The 12,952-nt window shown below is 64.0% G+C and carries 2 protein-coding genes; both read right to left on the bottom strand.

Annotation, left to right across the window (positions count from 1 at the left end):
- Positions 1–5 precede the first annotated feature (5 nt).
- On the bottom strand, positions 6–506 hold the full coding sequence (locus tag NKJ90_RS20565; RefSeq protein ID WP_031260933.1) for a phage tail protein: 501 nt from the start codon (positions 504–506) through the stop codon (positions 6–8).
- Between the two features lie 69 nt (positions 507–575).
- Positions 576–12,824, bottom strand: coding sequence for an inverse autotransporter beta domain-containing protein (locus NKJ90_RS20560; protein ID WP_352486669.1), 12,249 nt, complete (start codon positions 12,822–12,824; stop codon positions 576–578).
- Between the last annotated feature and the right edge of the window lie 128 nt (positions 12,825–12,952).

The following is a 12,952-nucleotide window of genomic DNA, read 5'->3' as shown; positions in this document are numbered from 1 at the left end:
CTCCGTCAATTCGGCGAGGGGAAAATGCCCTGCAGGGCGATGCAGAAACTCAGCGTCAGGTAAGGTTGCATGTTGGTGTGCGGTTGAGTCCCGCCGATGTTGGAGACGGCAGCCGGCGCCATGGCGATGAGTTGGGTGGCTATGCCATAGGTATTGGCGGGCGCCTTGGCGAGTATCGCTCCATTCGGATTGGCGACCCCTCCGGGATTGCTGTTGGCATTGACCATGTGCGTGTGCTGGGGCAGTTCCGCTACCGAGAGCGTATGGCTCGGCTCACCGCCCCGTTCGCCCAGCGTGTGGCCGCTGCCGACATGCATCGGCATGCGCGCCCGCAAGTCCGGCAAGGCGAAATTCACGCGACCGTCACCACCAAAGGTGGTGCCAAGCAGCGAGAACAGCGCCTGGTTCTGGTTGATGGGCAAAAGCTGACCATTGCACAACGCCCACCCCTTGGGTGCGAACACGAAAGACATCATACGGATTTCCGATAAAAACGGTTCAGCCATGCTGCCCCCCTTGCCTTGCCTGAAACCACTATTCGGCAGACGACACTGTGATGTGACGCGAGCCGTCTCTCAGAAACCGCCGGTCGGCAGAGTCGGCAGCGCGACCGAACCGATAGTTCCGAACGAGCCGCCTGTTGTGACCGTATCACCGTTGTTGTTGGTACTTACCGCGGCGATGCCGCCTTGAATGTTGAACGTTCCGTTCAACTGCCTAAGCCGGATTTCGCCGAGCGCCGCTCCGCCCAGTGTGGTGTTGTTGCCCGATATGTTGAAGTTAAGCGTCTCGCCGTCCCCGGCGCTGCTGTTCACCACATCGAGAACGTGACCGGTCGCGCTGTTGTTAACAAATACGTTGTTGAGAATCGTGGCATTCAGAACGGCAGTCGTTCCGGACGCCGCCGTCCCACCAATGTTGGTTATGTCCAGAGTACCGCCTGTAGCGGCACTGTCGTTGTTTACGGCAATATTGCCCTGAATCAGCAAATTATTGACCATGTCGGCGCCACTCGTAAATGAGTCGAAATTCGTTTCGAACTCGATGGCCGAGCTGCTGTCGGTATTGCCCTCCGTGCCCACCGGCGAGGTGTCGCCGAGATGATTGTTCTGGATTGTCCAATTGGCATCGGTCACGCTGCCGCCGCCAACCGAGACAATGGAAACGTGGACGGCTTGCTTGGAGACGTTGTTGATGGTGTTATCGGATATCGCAACGGCGATCTTTCCGAGATCGTGCGAGTCCGCCTCGACTTGGACGTCGATGGCGCGGCGGCCATTAACGAAGCCGGCGTCGTTGTTGATGGTGTTGTTGCGGATAGAGCCGTTGATCTGCCCACCATCCGGGGTTGAGGCATCGCCACCGGCGGCGTCAACCTGAACGACGCCGGCCAAGGTCGTCAATCTTGCCAGGTTGTGGAAGGTGTTGCCGTCCGCAACGGTCGGCCCGCCAATTGTGAAATTGAGAATGCCGTTGGCGGAATTGCTGAGATAGAGGGTGTTATTGCCGTCGCCGCCGGTGTTGTCAGCATCGTGGAAATTGTTCTTCTGCACGATAGCGTTGACGATGCCGGACCCCTGGTTGCTGATCTGCACAGCGTCCTGATCGATCAGCGTGAATTCGCTGCTGGTCACGTTCACCGTGCCTGAAGTCGTCCCGAACAGGTTGGCAAGGAAGCCGTCCGCGCCCGTAGCCGAAGTGGTGAACAGTGCATGGTCGACAGTGAACGAGGTGAAATTCGTGTTGGTGTTGTAGAGCAGCACGCCGTTCGATTGCGACGACTGCCAGCCGGAAACCTTTGAGTTGTTATCGAAGGCGTTGGTGCCGGTGATGTTCTGGGCGAACCAGCCATTGCCGCCGCCAAAGCCTGCCGGATTGCCGCTCGATCCATCGGATGCCGGATTGGATGCGCCCGGGCTGGTGATGTTAACGGCGGACAGTTTGATGTTGCCGCCACCAATGCTCTGCACACCATCTAGGCCGGCATTGGCGATGTTCATCTGGTGCAGATTGACGTTGAATGCATTGGTCAGCACCACGCCGTCACCGGTGGTGTTCAGGATTGTGCCGCCGGTGCCGTTTAGCACGAGCAGGCCGCCTGACGTGGCGCCATCGCCGGTCACCGTCAATCCACCCGAGCCCGTGTTGTTGAGCACGACGCCGTTGACGGCACCGTTGGCCGAAATGCTCCGGAAGGTCAGCCCGCTCGCGCCGATCGTCGTGTTGGCGACGTTGAGCGCCGTGCCCGTTGTGGACGTGATCGTGTTGCCGGTGCCCTGCACCGCCACCGTGCCGCCACCCGTGGCGTTGAAGCCAGCGCCGCTGGTTGTGGTGATGGCCAACCCACCGCCGGCAAAGTCGATCGTCGCGCCGGTGTTGTCGGTCAGACTGACGCCTGCGACCGTCGTCGAACTGATCGACTTCGACGTACCCGAGAAGGTGATGGTGCCGGCGGCGTTGTCGTCCAGCAGGATACCGGTCTGGGCGGCCACGTTGTGCGCGATGCTGCCAGACAGGGTGATGTCCTGCGCGCCCGCCGCGCGGTCCTGGATGTCGACCCCCTCGCCCGAACCGCTGGTGATGGTGCCAGCATAGGTGAAGCCCGCCGTGCCGCCGCTGTTGGCGGTGCCGAGACCATCGCCGATACGGATTACGGCGCCGTTGATGCCTGTCGCGCCGCCGCCGAGTAGCGCGCCGGTACCCAGGTCGATCGCCCCGCCGGTGACGGTATCCAGGATGACGGCATTGGTGCCGAGGGCCAGCGTCTTGTTGGTCGTGGCGAAATTCACGCCGCCGCCGGCGACGACGACGGTGTCGAGGTTTATGGCGACGCCGCTCGTCGTGGTGATGGAATTGCCGGCGCCCGTCACGGAGACCGTACCGCCACTAACGGCGTTGAAGCCGGTGCCGTTGGTGGTGTTGATCGCCAGCCCGCCATTGGTGAAGTTGATCGCCGTTCCGCCATTGTTGGTCAGACTGACAGCATTGTTGCCGCCTGTGGTCAGCGTCTTTGTCGCACCGCCGAAAGTGATCGTGCCAGCCCCATTGCTGGTGGCGAGGATGCCCAGGCCATTGTCGGTCCGGGTGATCGTGCTGGCAGCGTCGAAAGTGACCGAACCGCTATTCATGCCTTGGATGTTGACGACATTGCCGCCAGGGTTGGTGATGTCGACATTGTTCAGGTTGACGACGGCGCTGACGTCGTTGTTGGGCGGCAGGCCTTGATCGCCATCGATAACGAAGGCGTGGTTCGTCGCCCCGACCGCGGTCTGGATGGCGACATTGTTGAAGGTGAAGGTGCCGGTCGCGTTGTTCAAAGCGTCACCGAGGATGGTGATGCCGCGCGCTCCGGTCAGGCTCGCATTGTTGACGGTGACGTTACCCGCCGCACCGTCGATCAGGATGCCGGTGCCGGTAGTGGCCGAGTTGTTGAGGCCGTTCGCCACCGCTGTGGTGAAATTGACCGCGCCGCCGGTCGTGTTGGCGATGGCGATCATGCGCTGGCCGGCGGTGGCCTGGGTGATGGTGCCGGCATAGGTGACGGTGGCGCTGCCGCCGCTGACATCGAACGATGTGCCCGTCGCGCCTGTCAGCGTGCCCGAGCCGAGGGCGACGGTGCCGGTCACGTTGGTCAGGTTGACATTATTGACGCCGCCGCTCGAATTGGTCGAAGTGAACGTGACCCCGGCAGCAACACCGTTCACCGCGACGGCCTCTGCAGCAGTGGAACTCACGGTTCCGGTGGTGACGTTGACTGTGCCACCATTGCTGGCGCTGAAGCCGGTCGTGCCGTTGGTGGCGATGGCGAGGTTGGAGAAGCTGACCGTAGAGGCGGTGGCATTGTTGTCGATCGAAACGGCGGTGCCGGTCAGCACCAAGCTGCTGCCGAAATCAACGCCGCCGGTGAAGCTGACCGTGTTGGCGGCCGTCGCGCCGGAAACGCTGATGCCGCTCGCCGCGCCATTCGCCACGACCGCGCCGGCAAAGGCGAAGCTGCCGCCACTGCGGTTCGCGATGGTGACCGCCGTGCCACCCGACGTGCTGGCAACGAAGCTCGCCGCATCGAACGCGATGGCAGCGTTGCCGCCGGTAACCTTGATGCCGCCGCCGGCGCCGCCCGTGACATCGACATTGGCGCCGGTGATCGTGCCTTGCGGGCCGGTCCCCCCGCCGAAGACGATGCCGGTGCCGGTCGACGCCGTGGTGACGTTGAGGTTGGCCAGCGTCGTGGTGCCGGTCGTGTTGCGGATATCGAAGGCGATCCCGGTAGCGCCGGTGCTGCTGACATTGGTGATGGTGGTGTTGAGCGCGTTGACGATGACGTCGGTGGCGTTGCCGGCGAATGTCACATGGTCGATCGCCGTGCTGGTCGACGGCGTGATCTCGACGCCGGCGGTGGCGAAGTTCCGGATCGTCATGTGGCTGATGATGTTGCCGGAAGCGCCGCCGCCATTGTCCTTGATGCCCCGCGCCGCGCCTGCGGGGCTGCCGTCGAGGGTGAAGCCGTCGATGAAGTTGCCGCTGGCGCCGAGCGTGATGGCATTGCTGCCGGCACTCGTCGTCAGCGTGGCGGCGCCATCGGCCGTGGCGTCGACGATCGAGATGTTGTTGTTGGCAAGCTGGATGGTGGATGGCACCGTCATCGCCAGATTGATGTTGCCATTGCCAAAGCCGCGCACCTGCTCGCCGGTGGCCAGCACCAGCGTGTCGTTCGCATTGCTGCCGGCCGCGGTGATGGTCCCGCCGTCGTTGACCAGCACCAGGACATCGCTCGTTACCGCCGCCGCTTCCGCCGTGGAAAGCGTCGCAAGATTGTTCTGATCGCGGCCGGTTCCGTCGCCGGTCGCGCTGGCGCCGACGAAATAGATCTTGCCGACGCCGAAGCCGAGGCCGGGGCTGGCGGCAAAGTTGACATCCTGGAAGTTATAGGTGCCCAGCGTCGGCGCGCTGGAGGCGTCGATGCCGACAGTGGCGCCGATGGTCGAACTCTGGTCGATCGCCGATTCGCCGTCGCCATAGGTGAAGGCAAGGTTGGTGGCGCTGTTCAGGTACACGCCGGTGTTGACGCCGGAGATGCTCGAGCTGGCGCCGCCGACAACGGCGTCGCCGAGGCGCACGATCTGGCCACCCGTGGCGCCGCGCAGGTCGATGCCGATTGTGTTGCCGGCTGCCGCCGCGCCGACGTCGAAATCATCGGCTGTGATCGGTGCGTTGATGATCGAGCTGTTGAGGTCAAAACCAACGGCCAACGGGCCGCTCAATCCGATGTTCAGGCTGTCGAAGCTTAGCGCCGCGCCGAGCGTGCCGGTGACATCCACGCCGGCCAGGGTGATGCCGTTCAGGTTGGCCGTGCCGAGAGCGACGGCGCCGCCGCCGGACGATGAGACGTTGGTCAGCAAAATGCCGATTGCCGCGGCGGTGGTGGACACCGAGGAGAAGCTCAGCCCCGCGGACCCGACTGTCACGCCGTTGAGATTCAATGCGGTGCCGCTGGTCGTCCCCAGCACGTTGCCCGTGCCGCTCACACTGACGGTGCCGCCACCGCTGGCGCTGAAGCCGTAGCCGCTGGTGGTGCCGATAGCCAGGCCGCCGGTGAAGTCGACAGTGCCGTTCGAATTGCCAGCCAGGTCAACGGCGTCGGTCGTGTCGGAGTTGATCTGCTTGCTGAGGCCGGAGAAGGCGACATTTGCCGCGGTGCCGTTGTTGATGTTGGCCACGACGATATTGCCGCCGCCGGCAGCGTTCGTATCGGTCAGATTGCCCGAGAGCGTTACCGAGCCGCCGGTCAGTTCCTGGATCGAGACGGCTGCACCCAATCCGGCGCTGACGATGGTGCCGGCGTAGGAGATATCAGCGTTGCCGCCGCTGAGATCGGTGCCCGAACCGACATTGAAGGCGGCGCCGGCGCCCAAGTTGTTCAGCGTGCCGGCACCAAGGTTCAGCGTGCCGGTCAGATTCTGCAGATTGATGCCGTGGCCGGCGCCGAAGGAGGCGCTGGTCGAGGTCAAGGTGCCGTTGACGTTTGCCGAAGTGATGTCGACGGCCTCGCCGGCCTGCGCGGTGATGGTCTTTATGCCGCCACCCGTGAAGCTCAGGCTCGTATTGGCGGGCGTGGCGCCACCGACGGCACGCAAACCGGTGCCGGTGCCGGTGGTGATCGCCAGTGTGCCGTCGAAGGTGGCTGACGTGACGCCGGTTGCGTTCTCGATGTTGACGCCGCGGCCGAACGACTGGGAATTGTCGATCGTCGTGTTGCCGAACATGTAGGTGCCGGCCGAGTTGAGGATTTCGATGCCGGCGCCGTTGGAAGTTGTCACGTTGACCGCGTCGAGATCGACCGCGCCGCCGCTGGCGCCGCTGACCAGCACGCCCTGTGTGCCCGCGTTGGTCGAAGTGACACTGTCGAAATGGACACCGCCAGCGCCGAGTGTGCCCTGCAGCGACAATGCCGTCTGGCCGGTCCCGTCGATCGTCGTCGTGCCGGCATCGGCAACGGTCAGGCTGTTCAGCCCGGCAAGGCTGAGGCCGGTGGCGGTCGATGCCGCGATGGCGAGGCCGCCGTCGAAATTGACCGCCGCCGCCCCGCTACCGCTCGAAATCGCCACGCCGCCGCCATTGATGGTGACCTGGTCGGTGAAAGTCACCGAACCGCCGGTGCGGTTGGCGATATTGATGCCGCCGCCGGTCAGCGTGCCTGCCGGTCCGGCGTTGGGCAGGAAGCCGCGCGAGACCGAGATGGTGCCGGTGCCGCCATTCACGTCGAGCAGGGTACCGGCGACGTTGATGTTGTTGTTGATGACCGACAGATTGCCATCAAGGCCGGCAACCTGGACGGCCCTCTGGCCCACCGAGACATTGCTGATCGTCACGCCTTCGATGGTGATGCCGCTGGCATTGCTGAAGCCGACCGCGCCCTGGTCGATGAGGAAGGCAGCGCCGGTGGCGCCGCTGAAGTCGAAGGCGGTGTTACGCACGGCATTGTCGCCGAGCAGCTCCATGAGATTGGCCGTGCCGCTGACCACGGCCTCGTCGCCGGTGATATTGCCCCCGGTGGCGCCGAGATTACCCTGGACATTGGCCGGCTGGATCGTGCCGGTCGAAACGACGCTGCTATTGCCGAAGCCGGCAATGGTCTGTCCTGAGTCGAGCGTGAAGGCGGTGGCGCCGAGATCGATCGTGCCGACGAAGACGAAGTTCTGCGCGCCGGTCAGCGCATCGGCTGCGGCGAGCGAGATGGAGTTGACGCCCGTGCTGAGATTGCCCGTCGTGCCGGCCGCGATGAAGCCGCCCGATTGCGAAACCAGGGTGACCGAACCGGGCGCCGTGGCCAGATTGGCGCTGCCGGTGAAGGACACGTCGTCGAAATCATAGCTGCCCTTCGTCGGATCGAGCCCGACAGTGTTGACGGTGTAGCCGCCGGATGCCGCGATGATGAAGGATTCCAGCCCGTCGGTCGAATCGCCGTCGCCGAAGGTGAAGGTGGCGTTGGCAGTGGTCGCGGTGCTGAGGCCCGACGACAGGTCGACGCCGATGCCGACATTGTCGATCTTGGAACCTTGCAGGAAGGTGATAGTCTTATTGCCCATCGTCGACGACAGGTCGATACCGCGTGAGGTCAAGTCGCCGGTGCCGGTGATCGTGGTCAGGCCGAAACCGGCGGTCGTGGACGATCCGCTGAAGTCGATGCCGGTCTGGTTGGTGCCGACATTGTTGATGGTCGTGGGGCCGAACAGGACGTTGGCATTGGTGCCGCTGAATTTGATGCCGGCCGTGTTGGCGGACGCGCCCAGCGTCACGGTGGTCACGCCCGAGAACGTCACCGGGCCGGCATTGTTGCTGATGTTTATGCCATCGCCGCCGGCGGTAGTGAGGTCGAGCCCGCCGGTAAAATTGATTGCGCTGCCATTGCCGCTCAAGTCGATCGCGTTGGCCGCACCGGTGCTCGCGGTGATCTTGCCGGCGAAAGTGGCGCTGCCGCCGGTCAGGCCAGAGATCTTGACTGCGTTGGCCGCCGTCGCCTGGTTGATCGTACCGTTATAGGTGACGTTGGGCGTCGCGACGTTGATGTTGAAGGCTACATCGCCCGTGTTGGTGATGGAACTCGCGGCCCCGAAAGTCAGCGTGCCGCTCGAGCCGGTCCAGATAGCGACGCCCCCGCCGCCGCCACTGATGTCGAGGTCGTCGAAGGTGGCCGTGCCGTCGAAATCATTGGCGAACAGCCCGACATTGGCGGCATTGGCGATCGTCGTGCTGCCGGTGAAATTGACCGTCGCGCTCGAATTGGCTAGCGCGATGCCGGTTTGGCTTGCGTTCTGGATGTCAAGATCGTCGACGGAGACCGTGCCCGTCACGCTATTGAGGAAAAGACCTATCCCGGCACTGCTGACCGTCACGCCGTTGATCGTTGCGCCGTTAGCGCCCAATCCGTAGATGGCAAAGCCGGAGCTGCTGACGGTGAGGTTCTCGACGACGTTGCCGTTGGCCAGGTCGATGGTCTTGCCGGCCGCATTGTTGAGCGTCGCACCGCCATTGCCGAAGGGGTCGTCCTGCACCTGCGTGCCGCTGATGACATTCTTACCGGTGACATTGGCGGGCGGCGAGCCAAGGCTGACGGAAGCGCCATTGGCAAAGGACACGATCGATTGGCCGTCGGCCAGCGTAAAGCCGTCGGCATCGGTGTCGATGTTTCCGGCCCCGTTGTTGACCAGAACGAAGATGGTGTTGGCCGGGGCCGCCAGCGCGTCGGCCGTGGTGGCGTTGATCAGGTCGTTGACGCTGGAGCCATCGCCGAGGCCCGTGTTGGCGGCGCCGACGTAGATGACATTGGCGATGTCGAACAGCTGCGGGCCGTTCAACGCCGTGGTGTTGAAGGCATAGGTGCCGCTGCCCGGCGACAGGCCGCGCATGTCGAGCGACGCCGTCGTGCCTGATATGGAGCTGGTGCCAGGCCCGGCGCCGAACGAAAACGCCGTGTTGGCGGTGGTTCCGGCCAAGCCGTTGGTGCCCAGCTGGACGCCGGTGTCGACGCCGGAGATGACGCCGCTGCCGATGGTCACCGAGCCGCCATTGGTGCCGGACAGGTCGATGCCAAGCGAGGTGCCGCCGGAGGTGCCGGAAACGTCAAGCGTGGCGGCGGTGAAGGTCGAGGTGCTGCCCGACATGTCGAGCGCGGTGGAGCAGTTGCACAGGCCGGTGATATCGATGTCGCCGAAGCTGATAGTGCCGTTGCTGCCGACGACGTCGATGCCGTTTCCGAGCGGCTGGTCGATGGTGACCGCGCCGCCGAACGAAACGGCGCCGGTGTTGTCTTCCAGCCAGATACCGTCTCCGGGATCGGTCATGCTGACCGGGCCGCTGAAGGTGATCGCGCCGGCGTTGCCGGTGGCGAGGATGCCCTCGCTGTCGATATGGGTCAGGGTCACCGGCCCGCCGAAAGCGACCGCGCCACCGGAATTCTGGACGAAGATGCCGACGCCGCCCGGGGCGGTGATGTCCGAGATGTCGACGGCTCCGAACGTGAAATCGGCGGTGCTGTCGAAGATCCCGATGCCGCCGAGGATGGTGTTGCTGACAGTCGTTGCGCCGGAAACGGCGAGATTTCCCGACACGCCTGCAAACATCGCACCGAACCCGCCGCCGTCCTGCGTCAAGCTGGTCAGCGTCACGTCGATATTGCCGCCGAGCAAGACGACGCCGGCCGCGCCATTGCCGGAGATCGTGCCGTCGGTGGTGCTGAATGTGCCGGTGGTGGAGAGGACGTTGACGTCGAAGCCGGAATTGCCGGACGCGTTCAGCGTCTGGAATGCGTATGTCCCGTCGCCGACGATGAACAGACCGTTGTCGCCGTTGTCCGACAGCATCGTCGTGCCGTTGAATGCATATGTGCCGTCGCCCTGGATCGACAGGCCCGCATCGGTGTTGCCGCTTGAGCTCAAATTGGCAGCAGTGACGCCGTTGGTGCCGTCGAACACCACGCCGTTTAGACCAGCCCCCGAAACGGACACGCCTGAAATTGTGACATTGCTGACGCCGCTGCCGTAGATGCCATTGGCGCTGCCGCCGGAGACGTTGAAGTCCAGCAGCGAGCTGTTGTCGGCCAGCGTCACGACATCGCCGGCACCGGAATTGGTCAGCGTCGCCGCGCCGCCGGCATCCGAGATGGCGCCGGTATGGGTGACATTGTCGCCGGTCACATTGACCGGGATGCCGCCGAGCGAGAAGGTCCGCCCGTTGCCGAACGAGGCAAGCGTCTGACCGGCGCCGAGCGAGAAGCCGTTCGTGTCGTCGATGGCCGTGCCGCGATTGACCAGCACGAAGATCGCGTTGGCGTCGGTGTTGGCGTCGGCGGTCGCGATCGAGGCCAGGTCCAACAGCGAGGAGCCGGTGCCCGTGCCGGTCGCCGAGGCGCCTACGAAGATGACGTTCTGCTGATCGAACAGCTGTGCGCCGCTGAACGTGGTCGAGCCGAACGCATAGTGGCCGAGCGTCTGGTTCAGGCCGCGCGCGTCGAGCGAAGCGGTGATACCGGCGATGGAGCCGCCGCCGAAGGTGAACTCGGCATTGGCCGAATTGGCCAGCGACCCCGATATGCCGAAGCGCACGCCGGTGTCGACACCGGCGATCGAGCCGCCATTGGTGATGATGATCGTCGCCCCGCCCGCACTCGGCGACGCAAGGTCGATGCCGATCGACCCGACCGCGCCGGGGCCGGTGATGTTGAGCGACTGCGCGGTGAAATTGGTCTTGGATCCGGAGAAGTCGAGGCCGGCTTGGCCGACTCCCAGGCCGGAAATGACGATGTTGCCGGCGACCACCGCCGCATTGGCACCGGCAAACGACATGCCGTCGCCGCCGGGTGCCGAGATGGCGACGTCGCCGAAGCGGATCGCCGCCGGCGAATCCGAGATGGCGATCGCCGGTCCGGCCGTGTTCGAGATCGTCGTCTTGCCATTGACGGTGAAGCTGCCCGAAACATTCTCGAGCACGACACCCGACGTGCCGCCGTTCTGGTCGATCGAATCCAGCACCACATGCGCGGTGATCGGGTCGATGAAGACGCCGATCCCGCCATTGCCCGAGATGGCACCGCCAGTGGTGGTGAACGTGCCGCCGCTGCCCTGAGCGGTTATGCCGCGGTCGGCATTGTCCTGCGCGTTGATGATGGCGAAGGTGTAGGTGCCCTTGCCGGTGATATCGAGGCCGTCGTCGAGATTGCCCTGCAGCAATGTCGTGCCGGTAAAATTGTAGGTGCCGTCGCCTTCGATGTGCAGGCCGTCGAGGCCGTTGCCGGTCGCGGTGAAATTGGAACCGGTGATGCCGGTCGAGCTGCCCGTGAAGTCGGCGCCGTTGCCGCCCGCGCCAGTGACCGTGACATTGGTCACCGTCGCGCCGGTGATGTTGTCGCCCAGGATGCCATCGCCGCCGCCGGTGATGGTGATGCCGTTGAGCGTGTTGCCATTGCCCAGCGTTATGACCGGGTTGGCGACGTTGGTGCCCTGGATCGTGCCGTCGCTGCCGCCCAGGTTGAAGGTGCTGGTGCCGCCGCCAAAAAGCTTGGCGGTGACGCTTTCGCCGCCGCCGATGACGGTCTGGCCATCGGCGAGCGTCACACCGTCGGTTGTCAAATTGCCGTTGCCGCCGAGCGCTACCACAAACCCGCCGCCGCCGGCCTTGGTGACGGCATCGTCCAATGTTGTCGGATCGGCTTGGGTGCCTGCGCCCGCCAAGCCGCCATCGGCAAAGTAGAATTTTCCGAAGGCCGCATTGGAGGCGGCGTTGATGGCGACGCGCGTCGTCGATCCGCCGTTCAGTTCCTGCGACTGGATCCTGACGCCGATATCGCCGCGCACCCGCTCGTTGACGCGTTTGCGCAGCCCCTCACTGACCGGATAGACCGGCTCCGGCCCGCTGTCGGCCCCGCTGTCGGCCCCGTCGTCGGCATTGTCCGAACCGTGGCCTGGATTGAACGGGATGTTCAGCCGCACACTGCCGGCGAACTGGGTGTCGTCGCGATTGTCGTTGCGGACCTCGCCGGCGAGCACCAGTTCGGTGCCGCTGCCGAAGACATCGCCGATCGTGTATTCGAACCCCGCCTTGGCGCCGGTGACGCTGTGGTCGTTGTCGTGCGGATCCTCGAAACGATAGCCGCCGATGTCCAGCCGCAGCGAATGCTTGTCGGGTAGGTTGACCGGCACCTGCGCGCCGATCTCGCCTTCGATACCCCATGCCGCGTAGTCGCGATGGTCGAAGACCGAAATCTGCTCCAACAGCTGGTTGCCGACCATTGACAGCGTCGAACTCGACGAGTGATCGGTGTGGTCGCCCTTGATTGGCAGATAGACGTTCACATGCGCGTCGAAATGCGGCGTGATGGCCTCGGCGCCCAGCGTGGCTGATGTGAACTGGTGGGAGTTATAGTTCTCGACGTTGAGATAGGCGTAGCCGCCGATCATCAGGTCAGGGTTGACGATGCGGCGAATGCCGAGGCCGACATCCTGGCCGAAACTGTCCTTGAAATCATGCTTGGCCCGGACATCCAGGAACAGCACTGATTCGGCCGTCTGCTTGAGCGGGATGAAGCCTTCGAGCGCGGCGTTGCCGCCATTGTTGTCGGCGCCGATGATGGCGCGGATCTGCGGCTGCCACAGCCCGTTCGGGTCGCCATGGGCGGCCATGCCGGAAAGGCCGATCGCCAATGTCGTAAGCGCCGTCGTCTTCCACAGATACCTTGCAATTCGTGAACTGCGATAGCCGGCGCGCACGTGGAAATCCTCCCCATGCGCCGCCGCCCCACCAACTTGCCGAGAATTCTCGGTAGTTCCCATCCCTGGCGAGTCCTTCCGGGACTACACGTGCCCCGTGTAAATTCTTACTCGAATTCTATTGTATAGCGAGTCTCTGGCCCTTCAATTTCTAGAAGTTTCCTGCAAAGTCGCGTGGTGTGCCCGAAAGG

This window comes from Mesorhizobium sp. M0051, assembly GCF_040323235.1.
Lineage (GTDB): Bacteria > Pseudomonadota > Alphaproteobacteria > Rhizobiales > Rhizobiaceae > Mesorhizobium.
This window is presented reverse-complemented; position numbering and strand designations above follow the sequence as displayed.

Excerpts from the sequence above, each read along its gene's own strand:
- NKJ90_RS20565 (WP_031260933.1), bottom strand. The coding sequence starts at position 506 with ATGGCTGAACCGTTTTTATCGGAAATCCGTATGATGTCTTTCGTGTTC.
- NKJ90_RS20560 (WP_352486669.1), bottom strand. The coding sequence starts at position 12,824 with ATGGGAACTACCGAGAATTCTCGGCAAGTTGGTGGGGCGGCGGCGCAT.